Below are 17,784 nucleotides of genomic sequence, written 5' to 3'. Positions count from 1 at the left end.
CCCACCTGTCAAATGGCTTTGCTTGTGCGACTACGCTGTCTGCACTCTTGAATCAAGAACTCTTCGATTCCAGTAGCTGGATCATGTTCCGCGAAGTCTCCATTTGACCGTCTAATCTGCATTTTTTTGATCGAAGGAGCTAGATAAGCAACTAAGTCGAGCTCACGGCATTTCACCGCAAACTGCAGGTAAAAGCTATACAAATAATCTCCATCCAAAATGTTGCGTGTAAGGTCGGGATGATGTGGGATACATTCCATATGGCGCTCTGCTGCCAAAGTGAGAATAGTGTAAATACCCAGCAAATTGACTTTGCGGCTGTATTCCAGATCATGGCGTTCCAGTACCGAGATTAGCTGTTCACATGCAGCCGGAGAGGGCTGAAGCTCAATTCCGGCAATAGGTGACATTTCAGTATGCAACAACCGGAGGGTATCTTCTATGAGTTGTTTGTTCACAAGATTCTCTCCTTCTTGTCGGTTTTGCCGGAAGAAACCATACCCCGATCATCCCTACAAAACCATTCATTCAAGAAAAAACCACCATTTCCTAGGATTAGGAAGGTTATTTTCTTCTTGTAAATAAGGAGAGTAATGTGTCCTAGGGACACATTACTCTGAAGTATATCCATATTTAACCCTAATAAAATACAATTTGCACATATGTTCTATATGATAAATTACACTAATTCAGGGTTTTATTATCAGTCGGTGTATAGATACCATCGTCTGACGAGCGGAATTCTCTTCCACTGTTTCTTAAGCCAAGGAAGTACATAATAGTCTAGACCAAGTGTGCTTCCTGATCCGCCGATGCAGGCAATACCAGCAGCAACGTACCATAACATTTCTGTCGATGCCATTTTGGTTGACCAAATCATGACCGACATGGCGACAGTCGCTATAGAAGCGAGTGCAGTGAAGAGACCAACGATGAGCATAATACCGAAGACGATTTCTGCACATACCATACCGATTTGGAACCATTTCGCGAGGAAAGTGTAACTTCCGTCGTTGTTGTAGAACATCAAATCCATGAACCAGTTTGTAATGTTGTATACGAAGTTAGGTACAGGCAACGCTTCAACAGCTTCTTTTGCAGTGGATACTGCTGAAGCTGCAGATTGTGCATCTACGGTGTCTTTAACTGCATCTACTGCAACACTGGCTGCTGATGAAGCATCCGTTGCAAAAGGAGCAGCTGGAATCAAGAAAATCTTATCTGGATCTTTCCAAATCTTTTGGATCTTCTCAATACCTTCGTATAACCACATACCACCAAGTAGAACACGAAGTGGTACGAGCCAGAAATTAGGTGAACGTTTGGAGAAGTGACCACCCAAGAAGCTCTTGCGGTTCTCAACATGGAAGAACTCATGCATCATATATGTCCATACTTTATTGAATCCGACAACCTGAGACAGGTAGAACATATTAATAAAGTGTTTGGATAGCATTGCCATGAATCCAGTAAGCATAAAGAACTTACCTGGCAGACCAACGTTTGCTACACCGTAGCGGCTACCAATGGAGACCATTGTACCGTGGAAACCTGGTTTGTAAGCTTTTTTAGCAGTGTTCTGAATGTCAGCGGCAATGTTGCCAGCAACAATCGGAGCTGCTTGTTCAGCGTTCTCAACCATTTGTGGTACAGGACGAGTTTCACCTTCAGGAATGTAGAAAATGTTGTCCCCTACTACGTAAACGTTCTTATGATCTACACTTTCCAGGTTCTCATTCGTAACAATCCGTTTGCGGCCTTGTTGTTGTACTTCAAGTCCACCAACGATTTCGGAGCCTTCAACACCAGCAGTCCAAACAATTGTTTGGGAATCGACAACGTTTTTCTCACCAAGTGCAACACTACCATTGCCTACTTCGGTGATTTTAGCGCCAGTCACGATTTCTACGTTCAGCTTACGAAGGCGAGCTTCAGCTTTTTGAATCAGCTTATCTGGAAGGATAGGCAGAATCTTCGGAGCCATATCAGCCACAATCAGTCTTACTTCGGATGGGTCGATAAAGAACTCCTTGCATAATTCCTCGCGTTGTTCAGCCATTTCACCAACTAGCTCGACACCAGTAAAGCCGGCACCGATAATAACGAAGGTTAGCATAGCACGACGTACAGCTGGATTTTTCTCCATAGCCGCTTTGGTATACATATCGCGGATTTGACGTTTCAATGCTACCGCATCATCGTAAGACCAGAAGGAGAAGGTGTTTTCTTCTGCGCCTGGAATGCCGAAGAAGGTTGGTTTGCTACCTGTGCCGATTACAAGGTAATCGTAAGCGTAGGTAGCTTTATCGGATTTAAGTTTTCTGCTTTTGAAATCGATATTGCTGATCTCATCAAGAACAACATCTACTTTAAGGCCCGCAAAAATCTTCTTAAGATCGATCTTGATTGAATCCTCTGGAGCACGGTTCGCGGCAACCTCATGCAGCTCAGTCAATAGAGTGTGATATGGATTCCGGTCGATCAGTGTAATTTCAACATCTTTGTTTTTCTTAAATTTCTTTGCCAGTTTTTTAGCCGTGAGTACGCCGCCGTAGCCGCCGCCCAAAATGACTATCTTCTTCAAGAGAAATTCACCTCATTCGTCTGATTAGCTGCAGAAGGTCCTGCGAAATTATTTCGCGCCTTCGAGTGCTTTTTCTGCAAGTGTAAAATATTCACCAACATGAATACTCACGCCGGAAATTGCATCAGTTTTGCCTTCAGCATCAAGCGTTGGAGCAACACCTTTGTTTTCAAGGAAGTATTTTTCAGCCAAAGCGATTTCTTCATGCCATTCAGCAGAAGCGCCGCCAGCTTTCATACCATATTTACCATCAACGGAGAATTGCTTTTTGTCATCGCCAGCAGCATTCAAACCACTGAATTTAACAGCTACAACATTACCGTTAGCAACAGTCAGGTCAACAGTGGATTTCCAACCGGATTCAGCGTCCATTTCGCCTTCAGCATGGTAGCCTCCGTCTTTATATTGACCAGCTTCTACTGGACCAGCAGCAAGAGCAGCTTGAGCAGCTTTTACAAAGTCAGATACGTGTACGGATACACCAGAGATGGCATCAGTTTTCCCTTCAGCATCAAAAGTTATAGCTGCTGGATCTTGTTTTTCGATCAGGAATTCTTCAGCTTTAGCTGCTTGCTCGTGCCATTCAGAAGAAGCACCGCCAGCTTTCATGCCATATTTACCATCTTCGGAAACTTTTTTCTTCAGGTCGCCTGCAGTGTTAACGTTAAAGGCATCCCAGTCAGCTTTAGTGATCTTTCCACCTTCTACAGTTAAGAGTGCGAAATATTGCCAGCCAGTTTTAGCATCAACGTCAGCAGTACCGTAGTAAACTCCGTCTTTGTACTGTCCAGCTTCAGTTCCAGCGTTACCGGAATTTGTTGCAGGAGCAGTTGTTTCAGCTGGTGCGTTAGTAGGGGCTGCGGCGTTGTCTGTGTTGTTACCACAACCTGCGAGCAATCCAAGGATAAGTGCGCTCGACAAGATAACAGAAGCTTTTTTCATTTCAAATGACCTCCAAAAATATAGTTTAAAATATATATATTAAAATGTAAAACATTTTAATAGTCGAGCGAAGTGATAAAAATCACTTTATAAATGATATTTGTCACTTTAATCTCATGCGTTATTACCCATTTGTAACAGTATCTTGACTTATATCGGCATACATTAGGAAAAAATTTAATGATGTTGTTTTATCTCCGATGGCATTCTAGCACATGGACTAGGAAAACCATTGTGAAATAAATCACTTAAAAAATTAAATATTTAATTTATATCTGGATTATATCAAATTTTAAAAGATTTGAATACATATATTTAAAAATATATGTGACAGAATACGACTTAATTTGCTAATGTCTTGAAATGTGGAAAGATTCATAGCGAATGGGGAAGGGTAAGTAAAGGTAACACGGGATAACAATCCTACCCTAATTAATTCAGCTAAGGAGATGAGCTTATAATGGACAACAATGTATTTAAAGGAAAATGGAAACAGCTCAAAGGCGAGGCCAAGAAGCAATGGGGCAAGCTTACAGATGATGATCTTGACGTAATTGACGGTGAAAAGGATAAATTAGTAGGTAAACTACAAGAACGTTATGGACATACGAAAGAAGACGCGGAGAAAGAGTACCAAACCTGGGGACGTTCCTACCGCGATTAATTCATTACTAATGACGTTAATATAAAATTCCAGAAGAAGAGCGCAAATCGCATCTGATTTGCGCTCTTCTTCTGCGTCCATAGGCGTTAGTTATCGAATGGGGCTTTAGTATGGTAGTATTATGAGATGAAAGTTGTAATTTATTTTGCCGAGGTGGGAGTGAATCTATGGGTTATCTTAAAATATTTTTTGGAAATACCGCAATGCTAATAGCTGTAGCCTATTTGGCTAATCTTATATATAAAAACACCATTTCAAATGCAAGTGTAGGAATAAAGAAGGTAAGCTGGGTATTACTGGCCATTTTTGCCGGGTGGATTAGTACTCTTTTCGGATATAGGCTGGGTGAGCATGTGATTTTTGATTTACGTTTTGTGCCACTTATTATATCAACGCTGGCTTATCCGCATCCTTTCATTCTTGTTTTGATCGGTATAGGAACAGGTCTTACACGGTTAACTTTTGGAGTAAATGAGGCGGCGATGGCCGGAACCATTAATCTGTCCATTCTAGGATTTGTTTGTGCTGCGCTTAGCTACTGGGTCAGACGATCTAACTTATGTATGGTGAACAAAGGTTTGATCGTGATTCTAGTCATAAATGTAATGAACGCAATCAACATTATGGTGTTTGGTGTGATCCCCGCCCCAGAGTACATAAAAGAGATTATGCCGATTACTTTCCCTGCCGGATTGATTCTAAGTGTTCTATTCTCCTTAATTATCCGTGACTTTCAATTGGGTCTCTTGCGGAATGGACAGATTGAGCGTGCTAATGAACAGCTGTCTGCTCAGACGGAGGAGCTGCATAAGAATAAGATCGAGCTTGAAGAGCGTGCCGATCAGTTAATGATGGCTTCGCAATTTAAATCCGAATTTCTGGCAAATATGTCTCATGAGCTTAGAACGCCACTGAATAGCATTATTAATTTATCGCAATTAATTGAAGACAATGATAATTCTCTTACGGAAGCAGAAATGAGGGAGTATGCAGCTATTATCCGCCGTTCTGGTGAAGAATTATTGATGATTATTGGCGATATATTAGATCTGTCCAAAGTGGAAGCAGGTCGATTAGATATTATTAATGAAGATTTAAGTGTTAGTGAGATTCCAGAGATTCTGGCTATGCAGTTCGCTGTGACAGCTAAACAAAAAGAACTGGAATTTAATATTGATATGGAAAAAAATGTTCCACAAATGATTCATTCCGACCCGCAGCGGATTCAGCAAATCCTGCGCAATTTGCTTTCTAATGCTTTTAAATTTACAAAGTCTGGCCATGTCGCACTCCGTATTCGTCAAGAGGAACGTGGGGAAAGAGCTATTGTGAAGCATTGGATTGTATTTGAGGTAGAAGATAGCGGTATTGGTATTGCACCAGAGAAGCATGCCATGATCTTTGAAGCCTTCCAACAGGCGGATCGAACAATTAGTAGAAAATATGGCGGAACAGGATTAGGGCTTTCTATTAGTAATGATTTGGCCAGACTGCTCGGAGGTTTCATTACTTTAGAAAGTGAGGAAGGTAAAGGGAGCCGTTTTTCGCTTTATTTACCCCTCGAAATCATAGAAGAGTAAGCTCCAATATTATTTGTTAATTTGGCGTATTGACAGTAGATTGATGCGGAGTAGAATGAAGCAAATGCCGCATCAAAGGAGTGTTACCCCTCTCTATGAACAACATGGAAACTAAGCACACAGTTACTAGTTCAAAGCGTGTCCGTAAAACCTCAGTACATCGCAGAAATTTGCGCATTGCTACCTGGGAAGGTGTGCCATCGACCATTTTCCAGGTACTGCTGCAAGGGCAGTTTCTAACAGGATTCCTACTATATTTAGGAGCCACTTCAAGTCAAATTGGATTTGTGCTAGCGCTTACCACCTTGGTTAATGTGATGCAGATCGGGGTAGCTTTTTTGATTCAGAAGCTGCCAAGCCGCAAATGGGCTATGGTTACTTTTATCGGCCTGCATAGGATACTTTGGAGTTCTACGGGGCTAATTCCGTTTATTTTTCCTAAAGAGTATTGGGTCATGGCTTTTATAGCCTTATATACTACTGCATTTATTGCCAATACGGCGGGTGGTGTGCTGTGGAGCTCTGTGATCAGCGATCTTGTTCCAGCACGTGTACGTGGACGTTATTTTGGGATTCGTAATACGTTCCTGAATGCACTCGGTAGTCTGGTAATGTATGGTGGGGGTATCGTTTTGGATCGTTATCCCGGGAGCCATGGCTTTCTGATTCTTTATATTGTTGTGTGGATCTTTGCGATCTCTAACGTCGTTGTATTCTTTTTTTATCCCGACGTGCCTTTCGAGAAATCGGAAGAACATAAATTTTTGCCGATGTTTAAGAAACCGCTTAAAGATACTTTATTTATGAAGTCTACTTTGTTTCTGGCCGCCTGGTTACTGCTGCAGAATCTAACTGTTCCGCTATACTCGTATGTCATGTTGCAGTTACTTCATATAAATTATGAAACGTTATCACTGCTTAATGTGTCCCAGACTCTTTTTATGATGGCCAGTTTCTACGTTTGGGGCAATCTAAATGCAAAATATAGCAATAAACGTCTGTTGTTCTTTACGTTGCCGATTATTGCCTTGTCCTCTTTAATGTGGGGACTCTTGTCTGTGCTGCCGATGCTGTTGGTGTTGTTTGCCGCTCATATTGTTTTTGGTGTAGGTGTAGGCGGTTTCAACCAGCTGGCCTTTAATTTTATTATTGGGGACACGCCGAAAAAAGAACGGCCTATGTATATGGCGACCTATGCGGCGCTTACGGGTTTATCATCCTTTTTTGGCCCGCTTATTGGGGGACAGTTGTATGAAAAAATTGCGCACTGGCCGCAATGGACCCAAGTATACGGTATGCAGTTGGTAGTGGGAACGCTTATGATTGCTCTTGCCTTCCTGCTGGGCCGTCGTATTCTAAAGGACGAATAGATGTAAAGGGGACTATTCCATGTTAAGGATTGCGTTGGTATTAGGGGCTACTGGGTTAGTAGGGAAAGCGGTTACGGAGGAATTGCTGAATCGTGAAGGTTGGGGTGAGGTGAGAGTGCTTGTACGGACTCCATTAGCTTTAGAACATCCTAAGCTTAAGCAAATCGTTGTGGATTGGGAGAACCTGGCGGAGTATAGCGATTCGTTCGAAGGCGTTCATTCCATCTTCTGTTGCCTCGGGACTACGATCAAGAAGGCAGGTTCACAAGAGCAGTTCGAACGTGTTGATCTGGATTATCCGCTTGCAGCTGCTACTATTGCGAGAGATCACGGTGTTAAACAGTTTTTGGTTGTTTCATCCATGGGGGCAGATGCCAAATCGCGCAATTTCTACAGTCGGACTAAGGGTAGAGCAGAGGAAGCGTTAAGCAAAATCGGTTTTCAAGGGCTGCATTTGTTTCGGCCATCCTTGCTGCTGGGTCATCGTGAGGAATTCAGACTGGGAGAACGCGTCGCGGCTAGATTGATGAAAGCGCTGGAGTTTGTAATGGTTGGCAAAGCAGCTAAATATCGTGCCATTCCTGGTGTAACTGTGGCGAGAGCTATGGTTAACATTGCCTCTGCTGACACGCATGGTTTGCATATCTACACGAATGAAGTAATACATGTGATTGGAAAACGATAAGTTTTTCGGGCTGCTAATAAATTTGCATTACGGTGAGAACAGGACTTACAATGGACAATAAATGATCAGCGTTTAATGGAGAGGGGTAACAAGATGAGTAAAAAACAAGTAGCTACTACAAAAGCACCTGGAGCCATTGGTCCTTATAGTCAAGCCATTACCACCGGTAGTTGGGTATACACTTCAGGACAGCTGGGCCTTAATCCAGAGACAGGGAATTTGGCTGAAGGCGTTCAGGAACAAGCTCGTCAAGCACTTAGCAATGTACAAGCTATTCTTGAGGAGGCTGGTGCATCACTGGATCATGTAGTGAAGACCACTGTATTCCTAAAGGATATGAATGATTTTGCAGCAGTTAATGAGGTTTACAGCACCTTCTTTAAAGAACCTTATCCTGCCCGCAGTGCCATTGAGGTTGCCCGTCTGCCAAAAGATGGCCTTGTTGAGATCGAAGCGGTAGCGCGTAAGAAATAAATATGATTTCGCACTTCTAAATTAATCTACAAAAAAGGCAGGCTCAGAAGGATCACCTTCTGAGCCTGCCTTTTTATATTATCGAGCGGACGATCAGTATCTGCTGTATCTTCTGCGGCGTGGTGTGAGCAATAGCCAAATGCTGTAGAGCAGCAGAAGACCTGCCGTTATTGTGCCCGTCACAAAGACTGCATTAGCCTCTCTATGTTCCAGGGCAATCGCGATGAAAGCCCATACGAAGACCAGAGGATAGATGCTGTCTCGGTTAGGATAGCTGACTAACACCGCAAGCAGTGTCCCCATGCAGAGCATGATCACAGCCCAGGTTATCCCGCTAAGTCCAAATCCATCCCAATGATTTTTCTCCAGAACAACGCTAACATTCACGATAGTAGCCACAGAGATCCAGCCAAGGTATATACTAAAGGGTAGCTTGATCAACCATTTCTCACCTGAAGTAGGTTTTGCGATCTGGCGCGATTTGCGATAGATAACAATGATTGAAATTAACATTAACACCATGGCAATCAATGAAAGCTCGATGTATAGATACTGCCAGAGGAAAAGCCAGCTCATATTAAAAACACAGCTCAGGATAAACCAGAACGAAATAACTCGTACAGAATCCCTAGAGCTTGTATAGGAGCGGAATTGATAAATAACGAAACCGGCTAACAATAAATAAATCAGCGACCAAATGGAGAAGGCATAGCCAGCAGGAGTCATGTAAGTCTTATATTTTTCAGAGATCTCTCCTGTACTGTTTCCGCCCAAAGGCAAGGTTACCGCCAGCACATTTACGATAATTACACCCACAAAGAATACGAGGTTCCACCATTTATAAGGATTATAACGTCTCAAATTATTCACTCCCTAGCTTTTTTAATAGGGTGTTGCTTATTTAGAATATACCCCTTTTTGGCACAATTAAGACTATAAAAAGAAAAGAAGTGACTAGTGAGTCATAACATTCTTGGATAGCAGGGCAGTAGTGCGGGGTATTTTAAATGAATCAAATTACTGGGTGTTTCTATATCCTTCAACTTTATTTCATAAAAATCTACAGAAAATATGCAGAAATGTTTTTAAATCAGCGCTTTTTCGTATAAGATGAAGAGATGAAGATTCAAGAAAATATAAGTTTTGTCCTAGTTCTTTATCCTTATATTTACCGCAGGAGTGCATCCCCTCTCTAAAAGAGGAAGAGGCGGCTTCTACTTGTATAGCTTCAAAATTTATTTCTCGCGGAAAAGGTTGCAGTTACCCTTCCTGATGGTGGGGGGCTGGTTCTTTTTTTGCTTGCTTAAAAGACAGGAGATCACCGATGATTAAGCATCTGTATGCAATATGGTTAGGGGACGTTTTATTTTGCTTCTCTGGCGAAACTTCGGAGCCGAAGGTTGACGCTTGGACTCGCGTAGTGAAGCGGATGGAGCTACAGGGAGGAGTGCGTCCTTTTGCAACTGCTGCTCTGCGTCTGGCAGAAGTGAAATATCCGGCTCCCCCTGTAGAGGGGAAGCCAGCCCGGCGCGGATTGCCCGGACGAACGTTCGAAGGGCTCGCCTTGGTTCCTAGCGATGCATTTCAACTGCTTCTGGCATGGGATGAGACGTTATGCCGAGATCAGGGAGTGGAGCCAGGCGGCGAACTGCGTTACTGGGCAGCAGCGGCACGTTTTGCGCTGGAGCTGATGGGTACAGGCGGGATTACGCCGGGAGCCTTGCCACCACGCCCCGTGGGCTCACGTCGCCGCGGCGGAGAACAGGCGGCGACAGTCTGCTGGTCGCCAGCTTTCCGAAAGCAGGAGGACAAAGAGATCTTTTTGCAGCTGGCAGCATCCATGCCTGTTCTTGCACTAGGAACGCATATCGCAGAGGCAGGGGATCTATCCTCTCGCGATGAGGCTGGAGCTTATGTGCTTTACTCCTTTATGCAGGCTGTAATGACTGCTGAGATAAAAAAGGTAATTGCGGGCATTGAAAGTGAGTTAACCCCTTATAAAGCAAATTATCGCCGGGGTTATTCTCCTTTAACTGAACTGTGGTGGAATAGCCTTCTCACTGGAAGCCGAGATATACCCGTGCAAGGAACTCCAGCAGAGGTGACGGACCTTTTGGTCACTGTGAACGAGACCGCTGGCAGCGATGTGCCACATTCAGAGCCAGAGGAAGCGCGGAGCGGGCAGCTGGGTCTTGGGCTACGGCTGGAGCCGCCAGAAGACAATAATGAAGTCTGGCGGTTAACCTTCTGGGCGGAGAATAAGGAAGAAGGGGAATTCTGGTTTCCCGCCAAATCGATCTGGAGCAGTAAGGAACGAGAGTTTACGTTATGGGGGAAACGCTATCGCAATATCCAGCAGCAGCTGCTTATAGCGCTGGGCCGGGCTGCGAAGATATCGCCGGATATCCAGCGCGCTCTTGCTAAGCCTGCGCCTACGGGGGCAGATTTGGAACCAGAACGTCTTTATTTCTTTTTGAAGGAGACGGTGCAGCAGCTGCGCGATCGGGGAATAACGGTGCAGATGCCTTCGCGCTGGAGCCGTGAAGGACGCCGCCGCATTGGCATGAAGATGAAAATGCAGCCAGGCGTGAACGGGGGCGATAGTCCTGCGCCCGCGGCTCTGGGTATGGAAGAGCTGATCTCGTTCCGTATTGAGGCCTCGCTTGGAGAAAGTGCGATTAGTGAGGAAGAACTAAACGCATTAGTAGAGGCTGGCGTACCTTTTGTACGTTTCCGCGGGGAATGGATCGAGATAGATCCTAAAGAAATCCGCCAGGTTCTTAGATATATGAAACGCCATGAAAACGGAGAAATGACTGCCGCGGATTGGATGCGCCTAGAAGCCGAGGATGGTGAAGATCGGCTCTGGAAAGGAATGTCCGTCACTGGGATGGAGACATCCGGGCTGTTGGCATCGCTTATGCGCGGAGATGTATTACGTAATCTTCCGGTGCGTCCCGTACCTGAAGGTCTGCATGGAACTTTAAGACCTTATCAAGAGCGGGGTTATCAGTGGCTGGCCGAGCTCAGTGGTCTGGGTTTTGGGGTATGTCTCGCCGATGATATGGGTCTAGGTAAAACGGTGCAGGTTATCACCTGCCTGCTGGACCGGGCGTTAAGTGCTCCCCCTGAAGAGAAGCAGGAGCCTGTGCTGATTCTCTGCCCAACTTCGCTTCTTGGCAACTGGCAGCGGGAGCTGCAGCGCTTTGCTCCTTCGCTTAATGTACACATACATCATGGTGGACGCCGTGTTCGGGGAGATAGCTTCTTAGAACTGGCAACCAGTCATGATATCGTACTGACGACCTATCACTTGGCAGGGCGTGACAGCGAGGATTTAGCTAATGTTCAGTGGTCAACAGTGGTGCTGGATGAAGCTCAATATATTAAAAATCACCGTACGAAGCAGGCGCAGAGTGTGATGAAGTTATCAGCGCCGCATCGCATAGCTATGACGGGTACTCCGGTAGAGAACAGACTTGGCGAGTTATGGTCTATTTTCCACTTTTTAAACCCGGGCTATTTAGGAACCTATCATTCCTTCCGGCAGCGTTATGTGTCTGGGGAGGGTGGGGAGCGTCTGCGGGAGCTGCATCGCTTGGTATCACCCTTCCTGTTGCGGCGTCTGAAGAGTGATCCGGATATTTCTAAGGATTTACCGGAGAAGCTGGAGTTGAAGTCTTATTGCCCGCTGACCGAGACCCAAGCTGCCCTGTATCAGGGTGTTGTGGATGAAATGCTCGGCGTGATCGGGGAGAGCAGTGGTATGGCTCGCCGTGGACTGGTGTTATCCTCTCTGACGAAGCTGAAGCAGATTTGCGATCATCCTCAGCTATTCCGGAAAGAAGAAGGTCGGAGTCCGCGTAATGAACATTCCGGTAAAATGGAGGTTATGTTCGAGGTATTGGACAGTATTGCTGAAGTTGGCGAATCTGTGTTGATCTTTACGCAATACGTAGCGATGGGCGAGCTGCTGGTGAGCAAGCTTACTAAGCGTTATGGTACATCGCCATTGTTCCTTCACGGAGGGATTCCAAAACGAGAGCGTGACGAGATGGTGCATGATTTTCAAGAGGGCAAGGGTCCATCCTTCTTCGTGTTATCTCTTAAAGCGGGTGGAGTAGGTTTGAACTTAACCCGGGCCAATCATGTTATTCATTACGATCGCTGGTGGAATCCGGCAGTGGAGAATCAGGCGACAGACCGGGCTTTCCGAATTGGACAGGATAAGAATGTTCAAGTTCATAAGCTGATTTGCCAAGGAACACTGGAGGAACGTATTGACGAATTAATTGAGCGGAAGAAAAGCCTTTCGGAGCAGGTTGTTGGTTCTGGTGAAACATGGTTGACCGAGATGTCTAATCATGAACTGAAGGAGCTTATTGAACTGCAGGATCAGGATTGGATGTAAGGAAAGACATGAGCAATACGGAGGGATCAAACAATGAGTGAACTGTTAGAGATGCGGCTGGAAGTTGTGCCTGGATTAGTAAAAGCAGCATGGACGACTTCGCCCGGGAAAGTGACGGGAGGGTCACGGGCAAAGGGTGAATGGAATGTCGGTACTTCTGCTGTTCCTCAGGGACAAAGACCGGAGCGACCTCTCTCTCTGAAGGTTCCAGTATGGCATGCTGCCCGTAGAAAAGAAATATTGCGGCGTCTGGCGCTAAGTCCGGATGAGGTATTTGCATTGTTGCAGGGGAGATTAACGGGTGGGCTGGCGGAACTGGATCTTCTGCCTACAGATACAGAGCTGGAGCAGGCCCTCTTTGAGGGTGAAGGGTTAGAGGATCAGGCGGAGATTCTGCAGCTTATAAAAGAACGACTTGCTGAAGAACCGCTGCTGGCGCTTTCTCTGAGAGGATTTACTAAGGGAGAACTCCTGGATGGAATATTTGCCCTTTGGGCTGAAAGTGATATAGCTGCCGATGATTCTGAGACAGAGGCAGCCCCAGTTAGTGAGCTTGCAACGGAATTAGCACGGCTAGAGCGCAAGGGCCCCGCAATTTCCTCTGGAGAATGGCTTGCAGAAGCGGCTGCTGAAGGTTCGCTTCACCAGCCGGGACCGCAGTTCCATGAGATTACGGCTAGGCCATTTCCTTCATCGCCGGTAGTAGCAGCGGTAACGGAAGACTGGGGAGCTTTGCTGCCTCAGACACCTAAGGCGCTAGAAGGCCTAACCTTGATTATGAATCGAGTAGCAGAAGCTGCTGCCCGTCGAGCAAGTAAGGCGTAATTAAACAGCAGTGGAGTTTAGAGAAGCCGCATCCTATCTGAGGAGGCGGCTTCTTTGTGTAAAGCTTCTGTAACCTTTTACTATTAAACTCTGTCTATGATTATAGAATAGAAGGAAATGGAAAAAGGAGGATTTCATTTGAGACTATATGCCGTTTTTGCCCCGATAATCATTGCCGGGTTATTTCTGCAATCCTGCATGGTAAACGATAAGCTTGGTTTAGATTCGAGTATTGGGACAAATACCGCTGAGCTGAAGACGGATATGAATTCTTTGCAGGGGTATCCTGCTAAATTTAGCATGAATGACATAAAGCATGGGTGGGGAATAGACGAGACTGGATTATGGACTACGAACGATGGAGGGAGTAGTTGGTACCATCCGGACAGCAATATCGTTCCTATTCCACAAGAAACAGGCATCTTTGCCGCAGCAAGCTTTTTCCTGAATGCCACAAATGGCTGGATTATAAGTAGTCATGGTATGGGTCAACCTGTCCTGATCTATCATACCTCTGATCAGGGCCAGACCTGGAAGGAGACAAAACTTCCCGTCACGGAGGATTGGGAGCAAGGATACAGTGGCGGATTTATTCATTTTATCGATGTGAATAACGGGTATGTGCTGCTGGATTCAGAACCTGGTCTCGGGATGATGGAGAAATCCTTGTATCGCACGACAGATGGCGGGAACAGCTGGAAGCGAATCGGAAATCTAACGGGGAGTATTAAAGCCTATCCAACAGGGATGACCTTTCAGGATTCCCGGAATGGCTGGATCACCTCCAGCAACCATGGGCAAGAATACATTTTAACGTTCAGAACTTCGGATGGCGGGAAGAGCTGGAAGCCGGAACAATTAAAGAAGCCGGCTGCTATGGCAGCATTTACTTACAGTAATAGTTATCCACCTAAATTCTCAGGCAAAGACAATATGAAAGGCATCCTGCCGCTGGAGATTGTTGACGATGGGATTCGAAGTATGGTGTTTTACACAAGTGATAACGGAGGTAGGACATGGAAGCCGGGCCCTCAATTACTCGGTACTGAGGCGGTGAGAACAACATGGCTGAACGCTCGGGAAGGTTGGGCCTTGCAGGAGGGCGGCAAACTGGTGGCGACTGTCAACGGGGGAGTAAGCTGGAGGATGATTGCAACATCACAGCTATTCGCGAAGGCAGAAAACATTCAGTTTGTTACGCCGAAAAACGGCTGGCTGGCGGGTCCAGGATTTCTACAGACCACTACAGATGGTGGCGTTACATGGAAGCCTTTGGTTGGCAAGCCTTGAGGCTGAATACAGCGGAATGCCGGATGTAATGATTAGCCGTTGAGGCTTAGGGACCCAGGGGGCGTTATTCACACATTTACCGCCTATCCAGCATGTTTTCGGACTCCAGTGCAGCTATTTCATATAAAAGGGCACAAATCTGGTGTTTTTTATGTCCATAGCGACTTTGGGGTCCGTTATTATGCAAAATGGAGGATTATTCTGTGAATAAGATCGGCTGTGTCCGATAACACCTTGCTTCGGCGGCGAAGGGTATCGATCAAACGGCCTAATCGATTAAAAAGAAGGGGGTGTCCCAGCAGCCATTGTCATGGCTTATGAGACATCCCCTTAATTTTTGAGAAATGTAGAAATATGAAAGCTTAAACCTGCCCGCCGGCAGGGGATTCCCCTTCTGCAAGTTCCAGAATCTCACGGCGCAGGCGCAGCATTTTTTGATCCAGTTCATCGGCGGCGCGTGCGGCATCCTTCAATTCCTCAGCAACATGCGAAGGGAGCTGTTTATCGAATTTATAATACAGAATATGTTCCATACTTGCCCAGAAGTCCATGGCTAGGGTTCGCAGCTGTATTTCTGCTTTGACCCAGCGTGTTCCTTCCAGCAGGACGAGCGGAATTGCGACGATAAGATGCAGGCTTTGATACCCATTCGGCTTGGGATGGGCTATATAATCTTTGATCTCCAATACGCGAATGTCTTCGCGTGTGCTGAGGTGATCAACCAGACGGTAAATATCTTTAACAAAAGCACATACAATCCGCATACCTGCAATATCGTGAATGTGCTGCTCCATATTTTCCAAGTTGAACTCGAAACCTTTGCGCTCCATCTTTTGCAGGATGCTCTTGGGTTCTTTAATTCGGCATTTAACATGTTCGATGGGACTGAAGCCGTCACGGACCTGCCATTCCGTTTTGATCACATCGATTTTATTCTCAAGATCATTTAGTGCATGGCGATAGAGTGCTGGCAGAGACTTAAACTCATTGATAAGATTTGTGAAATCCTCGTTATCCTGCCAATGTTGCAGATCCTTAACGTGTACCTGCATCTGTTTTAGCGTAAGCTGTGTGCTGTCATGTTCTTCCACTGAAACTCTCCCAATTTCGTTATTTGTGATTAATTCTATTTTAACCGATGTAGAACCCCTGACGCAAAATAACGTCTGAAATCAGTGAAAATAAGAATTTATAGGAACATTCTCCGCTAAATCGCGTATTAAAGCACATTAATGAATCTGTTCGATACATTTGGTATGATAGAATCACGTATCGCTGGAGAGGGAGGAACTGTAATGAGTTTTATGAAACGAATCAAAGATAGTGCGAGCCGGGTTACTGAAAAAGCACAAAGCTCTGTTGAGATTGGCAAGCTGAACGGGCTTATTTCCGATATTGAACGTGAGATGGAAGTGGAATTCACGAAAATGGGCAGGCTTTTTTATGAAGGGTATCGCACTAAGGATATGTCGGTAGCTGAAGGCAAAATGGTAGAACTGGCACGGACCTGTTCCAAACTTCAGGAAAAAATCGAAGTCCAACGCGCAAGGATTGCTGAACTGAAAAATGAACGGTTATGTTCTTGCGGCAATGTTGTGGCGCTCGATGCAAACTTTTGTCCAAAGTGTGGAAGTAAGCTGGAGGAGCTAACCACTTCAAGAAAGATTCCTTCACCGCCCGTATTCGTCAAAACTGTGGATGAGGACGAAGAGGATGAGGATCAATACTATGGTGCAGATGAGCTAACGGATGAAGAGAAGGAGATTGCAATGAAGCTCCATCCGCAAAGTATGGTGTATTCTGAGATCCTGCCTTCAGAGGATGATGAGCTGCCATTGGAGGAATATGCGGCGAACGAACATGACATTGAACGGGATCGCAGACATGCTGATCAGCTGGAACGGGAAAGACAAAGACAGCTTGAGCTGGATCGTCGCATCCGCGATTGGAATGCGAATGAACATCAGGAGGAGTCCGCAGTCACCCAGGACAGTGGTGTACGTGATATGATTAAGTGTCAAATCTGTCGGAATGAATTGCCAAAGGGCTCCTTATGGTGCCCGCGTTGTGGATCGGAGCAAATATAGTACAGATATCAGTCAGCTTAGGGCTTAGGGGGACAACAAGATGGAACAGCTGCTGCTGCATCTGCGCAATCTGGGCTTCACGGAGATGGAGTCCAAAATCATGGTCGAGCTTGCGACTAAAGGTCAGGCTTCTGGCTATGAGGTTGCCAAACAGCTCGGAGTTTCAAGATCAAATGTGTATGCGGCGCTTCAGCGCCTAACACAGCAGGGATATGTACGATGTGGTGAAGGAGAGCCTGCGCGGTATAGTGTTCTCAATCCGGAGGAGCTGGCGACGATGATCTCGGGAAGAGTTCAAGCTTCGCTGGCTTATATGGAAAGTGAGATGCCTCGCGGGGGGCCTGTTAGTCCTTCTTTTTATAATGTAGAGGGCGACCGCAATGTAATGGGGGCGCTGATTCGCCAGCTTAACATGGCAGAGCAGGAGATTGTAGTGGATATGTGGCGCGAGGAAGCGTCGCTTCTGCGGAGTGAACTTGAACAGGCCGAACTGCGTGGCGTTAGGCTTTTATGGGCTTTTGACGGTGGCAATGCTGCTGCTGCCTCTTACCCGGTATGGCCGTCATTCGGAAAAGATTCGCAGCGGGCGGATGGACGGAAGTTCTCATTTGTGATTGACCGGAGCTGGTGTATGCTGGGGATGCGTTATGATGATGGATCGGCACAAGCGGTGGTAACAGAGCACCCGGTGTTAGTAGAGCTGCTGTTGAATCATTTTACACAGGAAATGGTCTTGTTCGAGCTGGAGCAGGATATGGGCGCAGAATTAGTAGAGCGTTATGGAGAACGTTACAGCAAAATTCATAGCAAATATGTTATGTATGATCAAGGCGATGATGGGGAAGAACAGGCGCAGTAGTTATTATCATAGG

At 45.7% G+C, this 17,784-nt stretch carries 15 protein-coding genes; 10 read left to right on the top strand and 5 right to left on the bottom strand.

The annotated features are described in order from the left end of the window. Window positions 1-8 precede the first annotated feature (8 nt). From NST45_RS24695 to NST45_RS24685, 3 genes are all read right to left on the bottom strand, one after another. On the bottom strand, window positions 9-458 hold the full coding sequence (locus NST45_RS24695; RefSeq protein ID WP_076124508.1) for a hypothetical protein: 450 nt from the start codon (window positions 456-458) through the stop codon (window positions 9-11). Between the two features lie 245 nt (window positions 459-703). Then, the gene (locus NST45_RS24690) at window positions 704-2,584 is read right to left on the bottom strand and encodes an FAD-dependent oxidoreductase (protein ID WP_036682533.1); all 1,881 of its coding nucleotides are present in this window, start codon (window positions 2,582-2,584) and stop codon (window positions 704-706) included. Window positions 2,585-2,632: 48 nt separating this feature from the next. After that, on the bottom strand, window positions 2,633-3,526 hold the full coding sequence (locus tag NST45_RS24685; RefSeq protein ID WP_036682532.1) for a hypothetical protein: 894 nt from the start codon (window positions 3,524-3,526) through the stop codon (window positions 2,633-2,635). Between the two features lie 460 nt (window positions 3,527-3,986). On the opposite strand from NST45_RS24685, the gene NST45_RS24680 reads away from it, so the two are divergent. The 5 genes from NST45_RS24680 to NST45_RS24660 all read left to right on the top strand — a co-directional run bounded on the left by NST45_RS24680 (window position 3,987) and on the right by NST45_RS24660 (window position 8,299). After that, a complete protein-coding gene (locus NST45_RS24680; RefSeq protein WP_036682530.1) occupies window positions 3,987-4,190 on the top strand; it encodes a CsbD family protein in 204 nt (67 codons plus the stop codon). Between the two features lie 167 nt (window positions 4,191-4,357). Continuing rightward, window positions 4,358-5,770, top strand: coding sequence for an ATP-binding protein (locus NST45_RS24675; protein WP_038568513.1), 1,413 nt, complete (start codon window positions 4,358-4,360; stop codon window positions 5,768-5,770). A 104-nt stretch (window positions 5,771-5,874) separates the two neighbouring features. Continuing rightward, complete coding sequence (locus tag NST45_RS24670) at window positions 5,875-7,140, top strand: MFS transporter (RefSeq protein WP_036682545.1); 1,266 nt, start codon at window positions 5,875-5,877, stop codon at window positions 7,138-7,140. Between the two features lie 19 nt (window positions 7,141-7,159). Beyond that, window positions 7,160-7,825, top strand: a complete 666-nt coding sequence (locus NST45_RS24665; RefSeq protein ID WP_076316515.1) for an oxidoreductase — start codon at window positions 7,160-7,162, stop codon at window positions 7,823-7,825. A gap of 93 nt (window positions 7,826-7,918) precedes the next feature. Next, window positions 7,919-8,299: a RidA family protein gene (locus NST45_RS24660; RefSeq protein WP_036682524.1), complete on the top strand. Its 381-nt coding sequence runs from the start codon at window positions 7,919-7,921 to the stop codon at window positions 8,297-8,299. Between the two features lie 93 nt (window positions 8,300-8,392). Here NST45_RS24660 and NST45_RS24655 read toward each other — a convergent pair whose 3' ends face one another. Beyond that, window positions 8,393-9,160: a TspO/MBR family protein gene (locus NST45_RS24655; RefSeq protein ID WP_339824078.1), complete on the bottom strand. Its 768-nt coding sequence runs from the start codon at window positions 9,158-9,160 to the stop codon at window positions 8,393-8,395. Window positions 9,161-9,623: 463 nt separating this feature from the next. Between NST45_RS24655 and NST45_RS24650 the strand changes: the two genes are divergently transcribed. The 3 genes from NST45_RS24650 to NST45_RS24640 all read left to right on the top strand — a co-directional run bounded on the left by NST45_RS24650 (window position 9,624) and on the right by NST45_RS24640 (window position 14,825). After that, window positions 9,624-12,710 carry a DEAD/DEAH box helicase gene (locus tag NST45_RS24650; RefSeq protein WP_076215296.1) on the top strand — a complete coding sequence of 1,029 codons (3,087 nt, stop codon included), beginning with the start codon at window positions 9,624-9,626 and terminating at the stop codon, window positions 12,708-12,710. A 33-nt stretch (window positions 12,711-12,743) separates the two neighbouring features. Next, window positions 12,744-13,535 carry a hypothetical protein gene (locus tag NST45_RS24645; protein ID WP_051491244.1) on the top strand — a complete coding sequence of 264 codons (792 nt, stop codon included), beginning with the start codon at window positions 12,744-12,746 and terminating at the stop codon, window positions 13,533-13,535. A gap of 138 nt (window positions 13,536-13,673) precedes the next feature. Next, on the top strand, window positions 13,674-14,825 hold the full coding sequence (locus tag NST45_RS24640; RefSeq protein ID WP_036682519.1) for a YCF48-related protein: 1,152 nt from the start codon (window positions 13,674-13,676) through the stop codon (window positions 14,823-14,825). Between the two features lie 362 nt (window positions 14,826-15,187). Here the strand turns inward: NST45_RS24640 and NST45_RS24635 are convergent, their stop codons facing one another. Then, window positions 15,188-15,916: a GTP pyrophosphokinase family protein gene (locus NST45_RS24635; protein WP_076218890.1), complete on the bottom strand. Its 729-nt coding sequence runs from the start codon at window positions 15,914-15,916 to the stop codon at window positions 15,188-15,190. Between the two features lie 204 nt (window positions 15,917-16,120). On the opposite strand from NST45_RS24635, the gene NST45_RS24630 reads away from it, so the two are divergent. After that, window positions 16,121-16,912: a zinc ribbon domain-containing protein gene (locus NST45_RS24630; protein WP_036682517.1), complete on the top strand. Its 792-nt coding sequence runs from the start codon at window positions 16,121-16,123 to the stop codon at window positions 16,910-16,912. 40 nt (window positions 16,913-16,952) lie between these two features. After that, the gene (locus NST45_RS24625) at window positions 16,953-17,771 is read left to right on the top strand and encodes a TrmB family transcriptional regulator (protein ID WP_036682516.1); all 819 of its coding nucleotides are present in this window, start codon (window positions 16,953-16,955) and stop codon (window positions 17,769-17,771) included. The last annotated feature ends 13 nt before the right edge of the window (window positions 17,772-17,784 follow it).

It is taken from the genome of Paenibacillus sp. FSL R7-0163 (assembly GCF_037969975.1).
In the GTDB taxonomy this organism is placed as follows: domain Bacteria; phylum Bacillota; class Bacilli; order Paenibacillales; family Paenibacillaceae; genus Paenibacillus_AQ; species Paenibacillus_AQ odorifer.
Note: the sequence above shows the minus strand (reverse complement) of the source record. Positions and strands in the feature narration are given on the sequence as shown.